Source organism: Terriglobia bacterium, from assembly GCA_020072645.1.
Taxonomy (GTDB): Bacteria; Acidobacteriota; Terriglobia; order Terriglobales; family Acidobacteriaceae; genus Angelobacter.
On sequence record JAIQGK010000016.1, the window covers coordinates 21,953 to 40,800 of the forward strand.

The following is an 18,848-nucleotide window of genomic DNA, read 5'->3' on the forward strand; positions in this document are numbered from 1 at the left end:
GGTCCCGCTTCGAAGCGGGCGCCGGCAGGGGCAAACCAAGAGAATGAAGTGTCCAGCCATGGCGCGGTTGTCGCAAAGCCGGCGACCATGGCAAAGCCACAAATTCCCACCCGAAATGCTCCCGCTGTCCATCCCGCAGGCTCGCAAAACGGAGCGCCTGCTTCCATCGAGTCCCCCGGCATGGGTGGCGTCGGTGAAGCTGGGGACAACGGGAGCGCTGCGCCGTCTCCAGGAAATAACAATGTGCATTCACAATTGCCGCCTTCATTGCGGCGCTTCTTTGACTCCCGGCAGGACCATGACCTGGGTGGAGCAAGAGTTTATCAGGATAAGCCCGCGGTGGGGCCCACTGCGAATTACGCACCGCTTGCGGTCAACAGGCCAGGGGACCGATTCGAGCGCGAAGCGGACGCGGTTGCGGAATACGTAATGCGGACGCCGGCTGCCGTTTTCAACGGATCTGGCAAGAGCGTGTCTTCAACCGACAACGAGAACAAGCTGCAATGTCAGCCATCGGAACGTGCGCTTCAGGTTTCCATGCAGCGCAAGTGTTCGCACTGCGAAGAAGAAGAACAGAAGACCCTGCAGCGTCAAAAATCCGAAACCGCGCCGGGGCTTTCCGGGCTTCAGCGCAAATGTGCGCAGTGCGAGGAAGAAGAGGAAGAACGTAGACGTAAACTGCAGAGGCTGGACACGGGCGCCGGGCCGGGAGCAGCGCCGCCGATTGTCCATCAAGTGCTGGGTGCGCTGGGTAGGCCGCTGGATGGCACGACGCGCAGCTTCATGGAGCCGCGATTCGGCCACGATTTCAGCAGTGTGCGCATTCATGCCGATGAGCGGGCCGCCGAGTCGGCCCGATCGGTGAATGCGCTGGCTTACACCGTGGGCCGCGATATTGTGTTTGGCGCGGGCCAGTATGTGCCCAATCTTCCGGCAGGGCAGAAGCTGTTGGCGCATGAGTTGACGCACGTGGTGCAGCAGGGTGCGGTTCCGCCAGCCATGAAGCAGGAGACTCCGCTGCCGCAGAGAAAGGAGAGTCCCGCAGAAAAGACAGAACAAAGCCCGATGATGCAGAACGAGGAAAATCCCCCTGCGCAGAAACAGAGAGCCCCGGTGTTACAGCGGCAGATCGAAGGTGGTGCGGTGGCGATCTCTGCGCTTCCACAACCTTTGCTACAGAGAGAGACTTCGACGACGGGAGCGTCCACCACATTGTTTACGCCCGGATCGATGCACAATCACCAGCCGAGCGGGAGATGGAGCGACGTTCAGCACCATCCGAACAGTGGGTGGAAGGAGAACTGGGCTTGCCGCACATCTTCGCCGCGCGAAGTAGTGGATGCCGCGATCCAGTGGAAATTCGGAGACAAGCCGACCGCTCTGCGGCATCTCCGTTGGTATCTGACCGGGCACGGGCAGGACTTTCCGGAGAACGACAACCTGCGCAGGTTTGTGCGGACGAGCGAGCATTTCCGCAGGAACTTCGCGGTGGCGCGCCACGGCATCAAGCGCGGCTTCCTGAGGGTCCCTCAGGAGTTTTACGGGCCCGAGGACGAAGATTTCCGGTTCTCGTTCGGGGCAATTGACCGCATGGATTTTGAACTCGATGAGATCGAGGGAACGATCCATCTCTGGTTTAAGGACAGATACGATTTCCATCCGGTCTATCCGTTTTATACGCATTTTGCCGACGATGTGGTACGAGACACCAACTGCGTACATGCCGCGCTGGTGGAACTTAAAGCGCACGGGGCGGCCGAGTTCTGGATGATCGGCGAGACGACAGTGCCGTGGCGGTTGTTTACGTTCTCGGATTCAGACATATTGCACGAAGAGGGGGCTGAGTCGGTGCGGGGTGCCGTGCACTTCCTCGATTTGATGCGCGAGAACTTGCGTCTCGACCGGATTCGGGCGCGCTTCGAAGTTTCCGCGGCGGGCGGCGGCATCGCGGATGGCAGCCGGCGCGCCCATCGAATTCTAAACCAGGCGGCCGTTCGGAGAGTGCTCCAGAATGGGCAGCGGCTCTATCAGGCCCAAAGCAATGTGCTGGAATGGGGCCATCCTTTGCGGGGGCGGCTCCGGGATACCTACTTCCATTTTCTGAGCGAAGTGAGGCAATCGTTCGACGAGGCGCTGGCGGTCAGCCGGAACGACCAGGCAGCGGAACACGAAGAGCAGGTCGCTTACGGCGAGAGCTTGGTGCTTTGGATGGAGGCGAGCCCGATGCGAGAAACCGTGATGACGGGCCAGCCGGCTTACACTGCCGCGTTGCAGAGCCAGGAGGCCGACCTGACAGCTGTGCTGACAAACGTGGTGCCGAGCCTGAATCTGGCGCAGCCGGGCATGCCGGCACGGGCGCGCGCGGCCATCAACAATGCTGTGGGGCGCAATCCGTCGTTTGTGACCGATCCGGCGCGCACATGGGCGACCGGCCCAGTGCCCGCGCTGGCCGATGCCGCGCTGGCCCAGATCGACCAGGCCGAGCAGACGATGACTCGCGGAGCTACGCAGCTGCGCGCCGCACTCGCCCGCATGGACGTGTGGCTTCAGGCGCCGGCTCAGCCGATCGACGTCGCGGACCGCGTGAATGAGCTGTTCCATACGCGCGACGCTGGATATGGGCAGCTTCTGCGCGGGCGAATGCAGCTGATGCTCGACAACATCGAAGGCCGCGGACAACTTTTTGCCCATATCCACAGTCCCGGCGATCATTCCATTTGTACCACCACAAGCACGCTGGGGCAGATGCCGCATCTTTATGAATTTGCGTTCTGCCGTTTTTCGCCGGACGTGGACAGCAATGCGGCGACAATGCTGCATGAGGTGGCGCATGCGGTGATTCCGGGGCTGGGAACACGGCATCCGGCCGGGGCAGGAGCTCCGATCGACCGCGCGTATTCCGGCGAGCGGCTGATGTTGCGTATGACCACCGAAGAGGCGCTCAACAACGCAGAGAGTTACGCGCAGCTCGTCGAGGCGCTGGCCGGGATCCCGAGAGCAAGTATTCCGAGCGACACAGTGACGGGATGCGCGGACAGCGCTCCGTGGCTCGATGCCATGGCGCTCGCGCAATCGGCGCACAGACGCGCGTGGAGTTATCTGGAGGACGCACAGAATTCGCTCGATGCAGGACAGGCGATCGATCCGTGGCTGCGGACGCTCATCGATACACATCTCGGCCCACCTTCGGATGCGGACTTGCGGACGATGCTGACGGATTTCGGAAACCTCCAATCGGAAGGCACCCTATGGTATATCGGGCATACGTTCACGTGTCCGGCGGCGCGACTGTGTCCTGCCAATGCGCTGGCGTTTGACAACCAGCGCATTTACCGCAGCGGCTCGGTGACGGCGCGGAGACTGGGGGGATCGAGCAATCCGCGCATCTGCCCGGCTTTCTTCAGCATCGCGTCCGGGGACGATCGAGCGAAGGCGGCCCACGTGATCGTCACTCTATCGTTCGGCGCTTCAATTCTGCGTCACCCGGAAAAAGCGTGGGGGTATGCGGAACTGGCCCTGGCGATCTACCGGCGCGACATTGGAGCAGCGCCGGCGGCGAGCCTGGCGGAGCATACGGCGGCAGACGCTGCTCCTTAGACACACCGCTGAGATGAAATCTTTGAAGCAACGTGACCAATCGACGAAGAAAGACAGCCAGCCGCATGGGCAGATGCTGCCGCCCAGACCCGCGCCCAAAGAGCAAGGATTTGTTCCGCATCTTCAGCGGGCTTTAGGCAACCAGGCCATGATGCGCCTGCTCGATCAGAAAGCCCCGTCGCACAACGCGGAACCACTCGCCATCAATGAACCCGGCGACCGTTTTGAGCGCGAGGCTGACAGCGTTGCCGACCAGGTAATGCGCGCTCCGGAAACTCCGGTCAGCAAAAGCTTTTCCACGGGCACGCGGCTTCAACGCAAATGTGCGGCGTGTGAAGAGGAGGAAAATCAGAAAAAGCTTCAGCGCCACGTGTCTCAAGACGGTTCGCTTGCGGTACAGCGCAAGTGTTCGCAATGTGAAGAAGAGGAAGAGCAGAAGAAAGTGCAGAGAAGCGAAACCGGCGCCGGTCCGGTGACCGCGCCAGATAGCGTGCATGAAGTTCTGCGCTCACCGGGACGGCCAATGGATTCTTCCGCGCGCAGCTTCATGGAGCCGCGCTTTGGGCACGACTTCAGTGGTGTGCGCATCCATACGGGTGCTGCGGCTGACCGGGCGGTGCGCGATGTTTCGGCGGCGGCATTTACAGTTGGTTCTGATATCGCATTTGCCTCAGGACGCTATGCGCCGGAAACCGAAGCGGGACGCCATCTGCTCGCGCACGAACTCACGCATACCGTGCAGCAAGGGAACGCGGCGGAAACAAACGCGAAGGCACTTGAAGTAGGGCGTGCCGATGACCCCGCAGAGCGCGAAGCGGGCGCCGCAGCCAATTATGCAATCTCTCCGGGAGCGCGAACCATGGGCGGCTTTTCTCATGGCGGGCCTGCGTTGAGGCGTGGGTTTCCTGCCCCTCCGAAGCTGCGCGCCACCGGGCTGACCGAAGCCGAGTGGGTGAAGATCAAGGCGACACGCAAGTTCTTCAATCTTCCTGAACGGCCCACGACCGGAAAGCCGAGCATCGTCGGCATTCTGATCGACGAAAAAACGGGCAAGGAATACCCACTCAAAAGCGGTGAAGAGGGGGGACCGTACGGAGGAACACAGCGTGGGAATGTGCCTCGGGGTCCAGGCGAGGCTTTCACACAGGGTGGGCCGCATCAGGGCAATATCGCGATGCATGTGGAAGGCCACGCCGCTGCCGTGATGCACGAACAGAACATTACCGATGCAACGCTGCTGATTGAAGAGATGCCATGCGAAGGCGCATGCGATGCCACGCGCGCCTGGGACCCGATCAAGGGCGACTGGAGCGGACTGGGTAAGGCGCGTCCGGCGACGCCCAATATCAGCACGGCGCTGCCGCCGGGGTCGAAGCTGACAGTGGTTGATCCGGAAGCGGCAGGCACATACCGTAGTTCGCAGATTCCTTCCACCATCGGACGTCCGCCGACCGGACCTGCGGATGTGGGTAAGCCTCCCGGTTCGCCGCCCGAGACTCTGAAATCTTCCGGAGTCCCGAAGCCGCTGGCGACGGATATCGAAAGTTTCGGTGATCTGGGCAAATCCAAGGGCACGGGCTCGATCAACACGCCGCCGCCGCCCGCGCCGAAGTTACCGGAAGGCACGGGTGCAAATCCTCTGCTGGAAGGACTTGGGGAAGGCAAGCTGACGCCGAAAGTGGAGTTGCCCGAAGGCAAGCTATCACCCAAATCGAGTGTTGGTCTGGCTGCTGCCGAAGAAGGCGCAGTCAGCTCGCGCGTGCTTGCCGGCCTGGGCAACATCGCCGTGGATATAGCTATGCTGGTGTCGGTGGTGGTTTGGGAATTGGTCGTCGTGCCCAAGCTCAATAAATTACAGGCCCAGCTCAATCAGATGATTCTTGATCTGGAAAACTCGCGCCGCAAGCGCATGGAAGAACAGATCAGGAAAAAGTTCGATGCTTACAAAGCCAAGCAGATCGGGCGCATCGTGAAATCCTGCTGGCTGGGCAAGCTGCGCCAGATGGAAAAGGCAGGCAAGACTGCCTATGTGAATGTCAGTATCAACGTCACCTTTGAAGACACATCGGGGCGCTTCCAGCTTTTTACGGAGACTCCGCCGGAATCGCTCTTTGATCTGGAATTCTATGACGTTGATCTGGCGAGCGTCTCGGTTAGTGACAAGCCGCAGAAGGATTCGGTGGGTGCGCTCACCCGTTGTGAATCATGCGGCGCCGGTGGACGAGACAAATCTTTTATCGGCAACAATCCTTTATGGCAGCAACTGGTGTCATTTTCATTCGAGGCGCCCCGGGCGTCGGAAATCGCCAAAGAGTATGAAAAGGAACCCGACCTGGGAGCATGCTTAAGCGACTCGGCGTGTTTCATCGCCACGGCCTGTTACGGAACATCGCGCGCCCCGGAACTCGATGTCCTTCGCAAATTCCGCGATCAGGTGCTGATGAAGAGCGGCGCAGGACGCTGGTTCGTGCGGAGTTATTACACAGTCTCCCCGGCGATTGCGATATGGCTCTGGGGGCACCAGCGCGGGCGGACCATAGTGCGGGAAGGATTGATTGCTCCTTTGGTCAGGATGTTGAAGGGGTGGAAGTTTTGAGATCAGCAGATCATGTGATTTGGAAGATTGAGAATCATAAGAAGTCCCCGTGATTATGAAACGTGAAGATTAAAGATCAAACCCGTACCGAAGAACCGCAGGTTGCGCCGGTTGTTGCACCGCAGGCCGCGCCACAGCCGCCGTTGTTGCGCATGCAGCGCGCTGCCGGCAATCAGGCTGTGTTGCGTTACCTTCAACGCAAATGTTCCTGCGGGGGGACCTGTGATGCCTGCAAGAGCCGATCCCTGCCCATCGGCCAAACCCATGACCCTCACGAACGCGAGGCTGATCAAGCGGCAGAACGGTTAATGTCAGGAGCAGTGCTGCAACGCAAATGCGCACAGTGCAAAGAAGAAGATGAAGAAGAGCGGGTACGCAACCTGCAAAGGCAGGAAGCCGGCGCTGGACCGGCAACTGCGCCGCCTGTTGTCCATGAAGTGTTGAATTCTCCCGGACGTCCTCTGGATCATGCGACCCGTGGTTTCATGGAGCCGCGTTTAGGAAGCGACTTTAGCGGTGTGCGCATCCATACCGATTCCCGCGCTGCGGAGTCGGCGCGCTCCGTGAGTGCGCTGGCCTACACCGTGGGCCGCGATATTGTTTTCGCTTCAGGACAGTACTCGCCCGAAAGTGCAGCCGGCAAACAGCTGCTGGCCCACGAACTGACGCACGTAGTGCAGCAACAACAGTGGGGCGGCCCGGGCACGCTTGCCGCGAGTTCTTCTGCTCCCGTGATTGCCAGCGAGCATTCAGCGGCGGAGCGGGAAGCCGATGCGCTGGCCCATCGTGTGATGGCTGGGCAATGGGTAGCGGGACGCAGACTGGCTGCTCCGGCCGGGCATATGCACCGGAGTGTGAGCATTAGTCCCACAGATCCGGCGGCGGCGTTGCTTCTGAATGCGTTGACGCGGCTGACGGGACGCCCCGCAACGGCCACAGGCGGAACTCTGGCGCTCGGAAATCCTACTCCGGGAACCGCGGCTTCATCCGCCACGGTGACCGATTATGTGCAGCGCGCCATCTCGGCGACGCGCACTTACACGCTGCAATCCGGTGCGACTACTCCTGGCGGAACCGTAGTGCGGGGCGTTCGCGTGGAAACCGCCGCATCCGGCGGCGGTGTCACCATCACGATCAATACCGGCGATATCGGATCATTTACATGGACGGCCGATGAACTGGTTTCAGAAGGCATCGTGAATGCCGTATCAGCGAACGACAGAACGACTGCGACCTTTCCCGCAGCCGTGGCGCCGGTCACTCCGGGAGCGCCCACTGCGCCCGCGCCTACCAACCTCGATGATCTGCTGGCTACACCGCTGCCATTTGCCAATGACGTGCTGCGACGCAGAGCGATGGATCTGATCAAGCAGCGTGTGCCTCGGGTGGCGGCTGATCCTTTTCTTGAAGTAGATGTTGATGTCGCGCTACAGAGCGGTTCAGGCGTTACGCTCGCGGAAATGCTGCGCGGGCTGGAGACGAACACGCCGTTCCGCATCAACCAGACGATCACCGGAAACCGAGTGGATGCCACCTACTTTGATCCGCGCATGACGCCGGGCGCTTCTGAGCAGCAAAGAATCCCGCGCCGGGAAGTAACATTTCCGGTAGGGCCAGGAACTGCGACCCCCGGCGGCGGTCCGGTGCCTGCTGCCGGCACTCCGTGTTCGGCATCGGCCATCGCAGAAATTACGGCGCATCTGACGAACGTGCGAAGGCTGGTTGGTAACGCCATCATGCTGCTGGGTTCCAATGCGAACCTGGATCCTCCCTTGATCGCCAATTTCGGCCCGGCAGGACCGGCAAACCGGGCACGGATCGCGGCCAACTATCGCCTGATTCTGAGCGAGCTCACACTGGAGCGTCATGGATGGATATGTACACCGCGCGGCGGTCCGGGATGCCCTCCAAATATTACCGGGACGAGTTCGCCAGGGCAGACACTGGTGAATTTGTGTATCGAGGGCAGTGCGCCGCTGGTCCCCAACGAGAAGACTGTATTGCACGAAGTTGTACACTGCACGGGCATTGGTTCACTACGCGTTGGATCAGAGAAGTATTGGTGGCAGCCGGGCTATCCGGGAAGCGATCCTTTGCACAATGCAGATTCGTATGCGCAATTTCCCATGGCTGCTGCGACATTTATCCAGCTCAACCCACCCGCCGCGCCATCCCCGACCGGAGCGCCCTCGACTAAAGGCGTGCCACAGGGCGTGCCAAATCCCAGTTCAAGTTCCACGGTAACTCCAACCGTGCCGCCAGTGCTGCAGAAGACGCCCTTGCACGGCACCGAGGAAATGCATCACGAGATTGCCGAGTCATACCGCAGCAGGCGCGGCCTGCCCGCTGGGGGCCGGGATCAATTTGATCGGCAAGCCGGACCGACGGACGCGGAGATTGTTTATGGTGGTCTGGCGTTTCCAGTATCTCTCTCGCAGTTGGCGACCATGACGCCGTGGAATCTCGCTCATGAGGATCCATTGCGGCTCGTGGCTCCTGCTGGTTCCACGCCGCCAGCAACCGATCCCACTTACGACGATTACGCGCGCGCCCGCCAGGTAATTCGCTTCCTGCACAACTTAAAAAACCTGACCTACGATTATGAGACTGATCACAGGCCTGCAGGCAGAGACGCAACCGCGGCTGAATTGCAGATTCTTGATAGAAACCTGAGCCAGTTGCTTTCAACATTCAATGTCCGCTCGCTGGTGACCGGAACTGCCGCTGGCGGGCGCGGATTGCCAACCGCACCCGGCGGTACCACCGCCACACTGGCCGGTCGCGCGCGCATTGTTGACTCTATTGGAGACTTTGCCGGAAAGCGTTATCAGCTGGAACGCTGGGCGGGTGCGGACCGCTTTCTGAATACCCCGCCGGCCCGGCTCAATACCGATGTGCGGGCAATCTGGGCAGATCCTGCAGTGGGGATAACGGCAGCGCCAGGAGCGCGCGTGACCAACGCAGAAATGGTCGCTGCCGTATGGTTTCAGGGGGCAATGCTCTCAACGCTGGAACCGGCGTTCTATTTTCCGGATGAAGACAAATTCTATCTTTCGTCCCATGTGGACCTTACCACGCCTGAAGGCCAGGATACGGCGCGCCATGAAACCGTGCACCTGCTGGCCGGAAGAGAGACAACGCGACAGGCCTTCATCACACAATTCGGCACGGACTGGATGCAGTACTGGAAACCGTTCGAAGAAGGCATGGCGGAGTTCGTCAACATCTCCAGCCGCACCCCAGCCCAGATTCCGCCTTCAGCGGCCGGGTCCGGCGGCATCATGTCAGGCTACGCGCAATACTACCGGAAGGTGCAGAGATTGATGGCGCTGCCAGGCGTGGGCCGTGACGCAGTAATGCAGGCTTATTTCACTGGACGCATCTCGCAAACCATGTTCCAGCAGTGGAAAAATGTAGTGGACACGCCGCCTTAGAACTCGAAATGTGAGTTTCGGGAATCTATGGGAAACATAAAAGAAGATAATCTCGAAGTAAGGACGCATGGAATTTGCGTCCATTGGAGGTCAGGTGGAGGATCAACAAGGCGGCGGAACTCCGGGGGCGCAGGAGATTTTTGGACTTCCGCAGGGCAGCCGGACGGTGCTGCAGAGGACCATGTCGGATTATCATTTTCAGGTTGTGGCGTCGAAGCGGCCGGAAGTTGCCGCCGCGTTGGAGAGTATCAATGGACAAACCGCGATGCTCATAACGGCCAATGACGACCTAGTGGAGCTGCGGCTTGATCATTCGATAACATTGGGCTCCGCGGGTGAGTATGAGAATGTGGGCGTGCTGCTAGAGCGCAGGGCCGATCAACTGTTTAACTTTTCCGTTTCAGGCAGTGCCAAAGCTGAAGGTATGCCGCCTCTGGCATATTCGGTGTCAGGGCTGGGCGTGGAAAGGGAAGGATCGCGCTTTGTGCTCACCAGTGGGGAGCCCCGGTTGCGATTTGCTCCGAGCACCGGCAGGGTTGAGGTTGAAGTGTTTACCGCGCCATTTCTTGTCGGAGTACCGGCAATATTGAGAGCGTTTGCGCCGCAGCTAGTGGGGCTGGTAAGCGTTACAGTACAAGAGTGAATTTGGCCAGATAAGCAAATATCATCACGTATGACACAATTCCTCCGTCCTGAACGAGAGAAGCTGGATCTGGACTTCTTGTTAACTCAATAGGGACCAGTAGATACGGATTCCGGAAAACCGGAATTATTCAGAAATGTTTATATTTATTTAGTCCTAAAAGAGATAATCTTGCCCGATATAAGGTTCCCGCGGTATGGGGGCAGCGATTTTTGCGCCAAAAGAGCAATTCTCGTTGCAGCTTGCTGGCTCAAGCGAGGGGATAGGGAGCTTTTCCAGGGGACTAAACCTTTTCTCTCAAAACGGATTGTTCAAGAAATAGCACGGAGGCGGAAGTGCCTACAGTCGTCTCATTTCAGCCAAGTCCTCAACAGTATCTGGTTGTCAGTCCTGACGGAAATAAGATTGAGATTCCCAAGGAGTTGTTCATTCTCTTGTGGGATTTCAGTAAAGGGGACAAGCAGACCGGTTCCGTGATCATGCAGTTTCGGAATGGGGGAGTTGCTGGACTGGAAGCGGTGATCAAGAAAACATATAAGTGATCAATCAAAAAAAGGAGCATTGCATACTCTTTTACTGCTTTTACTAGGAAGTTAATGCGCCAAAGAAGTGGACGAGCCCCGATTTTTGTTTCCCGGATTTTCCGGAGCAGACGAGAAATTTGGCTCAGAGATAAAACCTCTCTGAGCCTTTGTTTTTTGCGACGCTTTTTCGGAGAACTGAAAAGGGTTTTATCCAAACCAATCATTCCGCACAGGGCATAAAGCCCAGGAGTAAACGAAAATGAGACGGAACCCCCTTGCCGCCTGCATTTTGCAACTACCACGTATGTTGACACGCCGCCCGCCTGGAGTAATCTCGCAAAGAAAGCCGCACGCCTTTGCCTTGGATCTTCCATGTTGTCGCCGCCAATCTCATCGCCATGCACTCCGCTGTTACTGAGCACCCGCCCTTTGCGCGGAGGATTCGGTTGCTTCGTTTCGGTGAAACCAGAGGTTCAGACAGACTTCGAGAACGAGGAGTGCAGGTTTATATGTCCGATTCCAGAATCTACTTTGCAGGCAGTGCTGCCCGATTCTCCACAAACGGTGACTCCGCGCACAATGAAAATTCTCTGGATACTACAAGACGATTGAAGGAGGAAGAGGAGCAGGAACCTGGTCCCGAGCCGGCCTACCTTGCGACGTCACCCAGCGGAACAACATTACATATACCCCAGGAATTGTTCGTCGCGCTGTCTGATTTCATGCAGACGCGAAAATGTCCTGGTTCAATCACTATCCAGTTTCGCAAAGGCGAAATTGTCTGCGTTGAGGCGGTAGCAAAGAAGACATACCGCCGTCCGTAAACCTGCTTGGCGGTTCGGCGCTATCGAACTGCTTAAGGCCCTGATTTTCGTTTGCCGAAGATCGTTCTTCGGCATCGACGGAAGATTCGGCCCAGAGATGGAAATATTCTCTGGGTCGTTTTGTTTTTATGGAAGCCTGGTGAAATGGCGCTGAAATCGCCTTTTCACCGGTATCGAAACCATGGATTGCTTATTCAACAGTATCTATTTGATCGAGGAGAAAGAAAATGGCGATGTCAAGACCTGCGTCAATCAACGTGTTCTCTGTGGCCTTAGTTTCCGGCGCGCTCCACGGAGGCGCGGCAATGCTGTTTGTTCCAATCTTTTCATTCCTGTTGCTGTGCTGGAGCAATGCCCCGGCGCAGATCATACCTTCCACAAGCGTCGATAAGGGTATGGTTCTTGCGGTTATCGCGCCAGTTCTTTGCGCCGCCTTCGGCTTCGTTGTCGGGGCGCTTGGGGCGCTTGCGCACAATGCGTTGGCGCAGAACCAGCGCCAGGATACCATTGAGGTCAGTGAGCCCGATCAGGTGCGCACGGCCTCGCTCAGCAACGTGGCATAAACGGCGATCTGGCCACAAGCCAAGGTTCAGCTATTCTCGGGCGAGCGCTTGCGTGCTCGCCGTTTGTTTTATGCCACGTGTGCGCGCACGTTTGCTGGAAGCAGCCAAAGTATTTCCGCGGATCGTGGGCACCGTAAAGCCCGTGGGAATACTGGTATCGCCTGTTCCCTGGCCTGCGTCCTTGGTGACTGAGAACTGCCAGACCGTATCCCGGGTCGTGCAATCATGCGCAAGACCGCAGACTCCTGCTTTCAACCGAGCAGTATAACTTTCGCCGGCTTTCAGCATTACTGAGTTGGGGAAAAGCCCCCAGGCTCCATCGCCAATCTGGTCAACCCACGCTGGCACTTGCATTCCGTGAGAATCGGTAAGAATGAAGCTGCGGTTGTCCACGCCCCGAACTGGCTGGGAGAAGAAAACTTTGACCACGGTATCTTGATAGGCATTGCGCTCGCCCGAATTAGGATAAGTAGCCACACGCAATGCCTCATCGGCCGGCGCGCCGTCCACTGAGATTACCCAGTTGCGCACCACCATAGGAACTGGGGGCGCACCTTCAACCACGGGAGGCTCGGTGGCAGGCTTGCGTCCATCACACAGGGCGCCAAGCACACAGGGCTCCAGCACAAAATTGCCATTGCTGTCCGCCAGATTACCCAGGAAGTGCAGGGCAACTACCGCTTCTACCGATTGGTAGTAGACGGTCGCGCTCACGGCAACAGGGCCCTTGGTACCGGGCGGGATCACGACTGCGTAACGATCAATCTTCTTCTCGAATTCAGGACGCCCTCTGGGCTTGAAGCGCGTATCGCGCAGGAAGGAATCGTCGAACAGGTCGCCATTGCCATCGACATCCTTGAATTGCGGCAGAGCTCGTGAATTGTTCTGGTCAATGACGTGGCCGTCCTGGTCAATGGGCAGGCCTTTATTGTTGGTTACCAGGTTCAGCGGTGTCGCGTATGGCAAATCCAGCGTGGGGCAGCCGTCGCCCAGCGAAGCTACTGCCTTGAACTGCATGGAATAGGGATCAGCGGAGCCGGCGGGTATCTTCCAATTGCAGCCGGGAAAGTTGGGATCGATAATCTCCTCGGTTGTGAGGTTCCCAACACCGATAGAGACGCGCTTCCACACATTATCCTGAATTGGCAGTTCTTTGCCGCTGGCCAGATCATAAGCATGGAGTGCCAGCCAGGCCGTGCGCCCTTCAGGAAATCCGGTAGGAAAGTCATGGCCGCTTCCAGTATTGGCAACAGTGATTGAAAGTGGTACAGAAGTGTTGGCCGGGGCTGATGCGGGCCCGCGCAAATCCATACTGAGCACGTGCCGCAAACGGTCCCAGGCAAGCCGGGCCTGCTGTGAGTACGCGCCCTTGCGCTCCACGTGTGTCCAAAAGCCGCGCGAATAGGGGCTTTTCTCGTCTGCAGAAGAGAAGCTGAACGCAGATAGCTCTGGATAGGGAGCGACGTTTCCGCTCTGGTCCACGTCTTTTCCAATCAATCCCGGAACGTAAGCGTTGCCGCCCACAAAATGATGTGTAAAGAAAGGATGCGGCGTGCCGCCTTCATTCACCACGCGGTCCACTGGCGGAGGCAGCGGCGATCCGTCTTTATATAAGGTCTGCGCCGTACCGGGCTGGCCATAGTCCTGCTGCATGTGGCAGCTCTGGCAATCGCGCTTGAATTTGGGATCGAAATTGGCATTGCCGGGACGGTCAGCATAAGCGCTGTTGGCCCACTCAGTATAGGTGCGCTCAATGGGGAATCCTCCTACCCATTTGCCGATGGGATTCTTGATGGGCAGGGCGTTGGTAACGTCATGGCATGCGGCGCACATCTCGGCGCGCACAAACATTGCCTGGTGGTATCCCTTGTGCTTTGCGGGATTGCTGGCCATTTTCTGGTAAGCAATGTCTCGGCCAAAGATCTCGCTGGTGTAGGTGTCTTTTTCCGTGGGCGGCTGAGTGGCGGCGAGAGGCCCAAAGCGTTCAGCCGTACCGATGGCATGGGGCGAGAGCCGGTAAGAGCCCGCGCCGATGCTGTATCCAAGGTTCTGCTTCGCGGGATCGGGAACGTTGAAGGTATCCTGCTGCGCGCCGGCCAGCAGTTCGTTTCGCGGCTTCACGCCTGTGGCGGGGGAATAGGCGCTCGCGCTTTGAACATAATTATGGAAAGGCGTATCGCGCGTCTCGGCGTTGGAATGGCAGACCGCACAGATGATCCCGCTTTTGCCGGAATCGGTGTTGCGATACTGAGCTGCCAGCATGGCAAAAGCTATGCCAGTACCATTGTCAGAAGTGGGATTGAAATTGGGATCGACGGGAGCGCTCTCCAGGTGTGTGAGCGGGTCCAGGGCCACGGTCCTCAGCGGAACGTTATCGACATAGTCGGTGGGCATGTGGCAGCGTGAGCAGAAAGCATCCAGCAGCGAGCCTGAACGCGAGACCGTGTACTTGCCCGTTCCAATATCAAAGGTAGAGGAGCACTCGCCCTTGTTGGCAAAAGGATTGTGAGCGGCCTTGGCCGTGCCATCCGGCGGTTCCGGCGTATCGCATTCGCCATGCGCTGAGGTGGCTTTGGCAAGTGCAAAAAAGGCGGCGCGCCAGACTGGATCGCGCCAGGAGTTCGACATCATGGAGCCGTTCCATTCATCGAAGATTTTTTGATGACAAGTCTGGCATTGCCCCGGGCTGTCTTCCTGCTCCCAGTGATCGTGGTAGGGTGGCGGAAACGCCTGCGCCTCAGCAAGCACGTAAGGCGCCGCTTCAGGAAGACGGTTGGGAATATCGTTCAGCTTGCGCTGGTCCGGTTGGTAGTAGATCAGCGCGCTCGTGGCCACTGTGGTGGCAAAGAGCGCTGCTAGTTTCAGCGACTTCCCGTTTCCGTTCATCATTGCTCGACTCCACGAAGTTTGCGCTGCTCCGGTTTCTGATGGATCGTGCCATGCAACCGCTCAAACGCCAGAATCGGGTCGTTCAACGGCACGAACGATGCTTGGTTGAGGGTCCGCACAAATACAAGAAAGAGAAGCGCGATGCATCCCCCAGCGATGGCAATCTCAGTGAACCCGATTCTTGGGGATTGCCAGACCGATGGCATGACTAGCAAATAAAGATCCAGCCAGTGACCGCACAGAAGCAGTACAGCGATTGGCTTAAGCACTTTGCCGGTGCACTTTGCCCGAACTGAAATCAATGCAAGAAAAGGAATAACCCAATTCACCAGCAGGTTGAGCGCAAACAGGTATAGCCAGGGACCGGACGTGCGCGTGATGTAGTGGCTCACTTCTTCCGGAATGTTTCCGTACCAGATCAAAAGGTATTGGCACACCCATATATAGGCCCAGAAGGTGCTGAAGGCGAAAAGCATTTTGCCGAGATCATGAAGCTGATGATCGCTTACTGAGTTCTTCATGAAACCGTGTTCTTTTAAAAGAACAACTGCCAGCGTAATGGCGGCGATTCCCTGGACAAATGTCCCCGCAAAGATATAGACGGCATACATGGTGCTGAACCATCTCGGGTCCATGGAGATGAGCCAGTCATAAGCGGCCAGTGTAAGAGTCAAAGCGAATACAGGGACGAATGCCACCGCGTAGCGCGTCATCTTCTCATGCAAAACCAGTCCAAGTTCAGGGTGCGCGTCCTGGTGAAGCGATGCGCGGCGAAAGAGCCGGGCAAAGACCATCCAGGTAACAACAACGACTACCATGCGCGTGAAGACCCATGACGGCTGCAGGTAGCGCAGCTTGCCCGCGATTGCCGGCTCAGCGGCCATTGCTCCCGGGTTACTCCATGAATAGAGAACATGACGGCCAAAGAACAGTGCCAACATCAGCGCGGCACCGAGCGGCAGGATGCGCAGAAATGCCTCGGGAACCCTGCGCAGGCTGGCCGACCAGCGCGCGCCCGTGGCCCGTTGCGTGGCCAGAAAAAACATGGCTGATACACCAGCAGACGTAATGTAGAACCCGCAGAGCAGGAGATTGGGCCATGTGCGTTGCGGCGCGATGATCACACCGTAGATCGCAGTGACTACTCCAACCGCGAGCAGTGAGAGAGCCAAATTGCGGATGCGCGTGGGAACTTGAATCGATGCTGTCTCTGTCATCGGCCTCCTCCATTGCTCATGGCCTGTGGCTGGCCTCCATGCCCCTGCAGCACCACGTGCACATAAGTGACGACCTTCCAGCGCTCATCCGCACTGAGTTGGGATGCATACGTAGGCATCTTTCCTGTCCCAAGAGTGATCACGTGAAAAATCCGACCTGGAGGAAACTGCATCAGACGATCAGAAAGATACGAAGGCGGAGGCGGGATCTTACCAGAGATCGGTCCATCGCCCTTGCCCTGCTCACCGTGACAGACGAGGCAGTAGGTCTGAAACAACTCTTTGCCCTCCTGCAATGTCTGCGGCGTTGCGCGATATGGGTTTTCCAATTCGCGTCCGGCGCGGGCCGCTTCCTCTTCCCCGGGACCGTAGTGGAAAGGATGGAATCCGCGCGGGATGGTTCCAGCAACCGGTCGCTGGAGCGTGAGTCCATCCCGCGTTATGGAGTTTGGAGCGTAAGCCTTGTAGGCCGGGCCGCGCGCCATGTCCGGCATATACTCAAAAGCGCGGCGATCTGATTTAGCGCCACAACCAGCAAGCCCGAAAGCGACGGTCAGCACAGCCGTGATATGAAATGAAAGCTTCACGATTGCACCTCTTTTTCCCGGATGCGATCGGCGCCGCTTTCCTCCAGAACCTGCCATGCGCGACGGACGTCGAATCCATCTCCACGATGGCGCAGCACGAGCGCGAATGTATCGTTGGTCACGCCTTCGGCGAAAAGCAGCTCCTTTTTGCCGGGATAAAGCTGGGCGCGCAGAAAGAGCGCGGCGACGGTCGCCAATCCGGAAAGCAGCACGGTGATCTCAAAGCAGATCGGCACGAAGGCCAGGGTGGAGTTGTCCGGCTTGCCGCCCACGTTCAGCGGCCAATCAAGCACGGTGGTGTAAAACTGGAACGTGAGCGCCAGCGCGAGAGCACAACATCCCACAACAAATGTGACCCACGGTATCCGTGAGCGTCGCACTCCCATGGCGTGATCGAGATCGTGAATGGGATACGGAGCAAAGACATCGTAGATGCGAAAGTTCTCAGCGGTTGCCGCGCGGACCGCGCCGAGAAGAGTGTCAGCGTCAGAGAAAGTCGCTATCAGGAACCCGCTAGACATTGACCGCCACCTCCTCCTGGTCATCGCTGCTAAGGGCTATTTTGTGCGCTCCGTGGCCGACAACGCCTTTGATCTCCCACATGGCGATCATCGGGAGCAGCCGGATAAACAGAAGAAAGCAGGTGAAGAACAGACCGAAACTGCCCACGAGAATACCAATGTCGAAGATGGTGGGATAAAACATGCCCCAGGCTGAAGGCAGGAATGCGCGATGGAGCGAGACCACGATGATCACGAAGCGCTCAAACCACATGCCCACGTTGACCATGATCGATACGACAAAAAGGAAGGCCACGCTCGTTCGCGCTTTCTTGATCCACAGCAACTGCGGAGTAATCACGTTGCAGAGGACCATCATGTAGAAGCACCAGGCATAAGGGCCGGTCGCACGATTGATGAAGTGATATCGCTCATACAGATTTCCGCCGTACCATGCGGCGAAAAATTCCGTGAGGTACGCATAGCTCACGATCATTCCCGTCAGCATGGTTACCTTGGCCATCTTGTCGAGGTGGCGGAGAGTGATATAACGCTGAAGGTTCATGGTAGAGCGCGTGATGATCAACAGGGTCAGAACCATGCCGAACCCGGAATAGATTGCGCCCGCTACGAAGTACGGGGGGAAAATTGTCGTGTGCCAGCCCGGCAGGACAGAAGTGGCGAAGTCCATGCTGACGATGGAATGGACGGACAGCACCAGCGGCGTGGCCAGGCCAGCCAGCACCAGGCTCACAATTTCGTATCGCGACCAGGTGCGGTGCGAGCCGTTCCAGCCGAGGCTCAACAGCCGGAAAATAAATTTCTTGATTCCTCCCGTTGCGCGATCACGCAGGGTAGCAAGGTCCGGAATCATTCCCAAATACCAGAAAACCAGGGAGATTGTGAAGTAGGTGCTGATCGCTACCACGTCCCAGACAAGCGGAGACCGGAAATTCACCCAAAGCGGTCCTCGCTGGTTAGGGAAATAGGGAAAAATGAAGTACACCAGCCAGGGACGGCCGACATGGATGCCAGGAAATATGCCGGCGCACATCACGGCGAAGATCGTCATTGCTTCGGCTGACCTGCTGATGGAGGTTCGCCATTGCTGCCGGAAGAGGAGCAGGATGGCCGAGATCAGCGTGCCGGCGTGTCCAATGCCGATCCAAAAAACAAAATTGGTAATGGCAAAACCCCATCCGACGCTGTTGTTCAGCCCCCAGATGCCGATGCCTTTAGCAATCAGATAGGCGATCATGCCGCCAAGGTTGAGCACCGCGGCAAAGGCAATTCCAAAGCAAATCCACCAACCCTTGCCTGGGCGCGCCTCCATTGCTCCTGCGATGTCATCCGTTATCTGCCGTAAAGGCGGATTACCATCCACCCAGACGGGAGGCGCAAGCACCTGGGCGGTCGGCTCGGCCGCGGTCGCCTTTCCGTTAGCTGTAATTATGCTTGTGCTCATCGGGACTCC

At 58.0% G+C, this 18,848-nt stretch carries 12 protein-coding genes; 7 read left to right on the top strand and 5 right to left on the bottom strand.

Features of this window, described 5'->3' with window-relative positions:
* The first annotated feature begins 537 nt into the window (after positions 1-537).
* The 7 genes from LAO76_21860 to LAO76_21890 all read left to right on the top strand — a co-directional run bounded on the left by LAO76_21860 (position 538) and on the right by LAO76_21890 (position 12,181).
* Entirely contained in the window at positions 538-3,597 is a 3,060-nt protein-coding gene (locus tag LAO76_21860) for a DUF4157 domain-containing protein (GenBank protein MBZ5493572.1), read from the top strand.
* Between the two features lie 22 nt (positions 3,598-3,619).
* The gene (locus LAO76_21865; protein MBZ5493573.1) at positions 3,620-6,193 is read left to right on the top strand and encodes a DUF4157 domain-containing protein; all 2,574 of its coding nucleotides are present in this window, start codon (positions 3,620-3,622) and stop codon (positions 6,191-6,193) included.
* Between the two features lie 308 nt (positions 6,194-6,501).
* A complete protein-coding gene (locus tag LAO76_21870; GenBank protein ID MBZ5493574.1) occupies positions 6,502-9,627 on the top strand; it encodes a DUF4157 domain-containing protein in 3,126 nt (1,041 codons plus the stop codon).
* Positions 9,628-9,721: 94 nt separating this feature from the next.
* On the top strand, positions 9,722-10,270 hold the full coding sequence (locus LAO76_21875) for a hypothetical protein (protein MBZ5493575.1): 549 nt from the start codon (positions 9,722-9,724) through the stop codon (positions 10,268-10,270).
* 335 nt (positions 10,271-10,605) lie between these two features.
* Positions 10,606-10,812, top strand: coding sequence for a hypothetical protein (locus LAO76_21880; GenBank protein MBZ5493576.1), 207 nt, complete (start codon positions 10,606-10,608; stop codon positions 10,810-10,812).
* Positions 10,813-11,303: 491 nt separating this feature from the next.
* Positions 11,304-11,618: a hypothetical protein gene (locus tag LAO76_21885; protein MBZ5493577.1), complete on the top strand. Its 315-nt coding sequence runs from the start codon at positions 11,304-11,306 to the stop codon at positions 11,616-11,618.
* A gap of 227 nt (positions 11,619-11,845) precedes the next feature.
* Positions 11,846-12,181, top strand: a complete 336-nt coding sequence (locus LAO76_21890) for a hypothetical protein (protein MBZ5493578.1) — start codon at positions 11,846-11,848, stop codon at positions 12,179-12,181.
* Positions 12,182-12,211: 30 nt separating this feature from the next.
* Here the strand turns inward: LAO76_21890 and LAO76_21895 are convergent, their stop codons facing one another.
* Genes LAO76_21895 through nrfD form a run of 5 tightly spaced genes read right to left on the bottom strand, consistent with a single transcriptional unit; the run spans position 12,212 to position 18,839 of the window.
* A complete protein-coding gene (locus LAO76_21895; GenBank protein ID MBZ5493579.1) occupies positions 12,212-15,070 on the bottom strand; it encodes an Ig-like domain-containing protein in 2,859 nt (952 codons plus the stop codon).
* A complete protein-coding gene (locus LAO76_21900) occupies positions 15,067-16,287 on the bottom strand; it encodes a hypothetical protein (GenBank protein MBZ5493580.1) in 1,221 nt (406 codons plus the stop codon). The genes LAO76_21895 and LAO76_21900 overlap by 4 nt, the downstream gene beginning before the upstream one ends.
* Positions 16,284-16,874, bottom strand: coding sequence for a cytochrome c (locus tag LAO76_21905; GenBank protein ID MBZ5493581.1), 591 nt, complete (start codon positions 16,872-16,874; stop codon positions 16,284-16,286). The genes LAO76_21900 and LAO76_21905 overlap by 4 nt, the downstream gene beginning before the upstream one ends.
* Positions 16,871-17,395: a DUF3341 domain-containing protein gene (locus LAO76_21910; protein MBZ5493582.1), complete on the bottom strand. Its 525-nt coding sequence runs from the start codon at positions 17,393-17,395 to the stop codon at positions 16,871-16,873. Before LAO76_21910 ends, LAO76_21905 begins: the two co-directional genes overlap by 4 nt.
* Complete coding sequence (gene nrfD / locus LAO76_21915; protein ID MBZ5493583.1) at positions 17,388-18,839, bottom strand: polysulfide reductase NrfD; 1,452 nt, start codon at positions 18,837-18,839, stop codon at positions 17,388-17,390. The genes LAO76_21910 and nrfD overlap by 8 nt, the downstream gene beginning before the upstream one ends.
* Between the last annotated feature and the right edge of the window lie 9 nt (positions 18,840-18,848).

Excerpts from the sequence above, each read along its gene's own strand:
- LAO76_21910 (MBZ5493582.1), bottom strand. The coding sequence starts at position 17,395 with ATGTCTAGCGGGTTCCTGATAGCGACTTTCTCTGACGCTGACACTCTT.
- LAO76_21900 (MBZ5493580.1), bottom strand. The coding sequence starts at position 16,287 with ATGACAGAGACAGCATCGATTCAAGTTCCCACGCGCATCCGCAATTTG.
- LAO76_21885 (MBZ5493577.1), top strand. The coding sequence starts at position 11,304 with ATGTCCGATTCCAGAATCTACTTTGCAGGCAGTGCTGCCCGATTCTCC.
- LAO76_21890 (MBZ5493578.1), top strand. The coding sequence starts at position 11,846 with ATGGCGATGTCAAGACCTGCGTCAATCAACGTGTTCTCTGTGGCCTTA.
- nrfD (MBZ5493583.1), bottom strand. The coding sequence starts at position 18,839 with ATGAGCACAAGCATAATTACAGCTAACGGAAAGGCGACCGCGGCCGAG.
- LAO76_21895 (MBZ5493579.1), bottom strand. The coding sequence starts at position 15,070 with ATGATGAACGGAAACGGGAAGTCGCTGAAACTAGCAGCGCTCTTTGCC.
- LAO76_21860 (MBZ5493572.1), top strand. The coding sequence starts at position 538 with ATGCAGCGCAAGTGTTCGCACTGCGAAGAAGAAGAACAGAAGACCCTG.
- LAO76_21870 (MBZ5493574.1), top strand. The coding sequence starts at position 6,502 with ATGTCAGGAGCAGTGCTGCAACGCAAATGCGCACAGTGCAAAGAAGAA.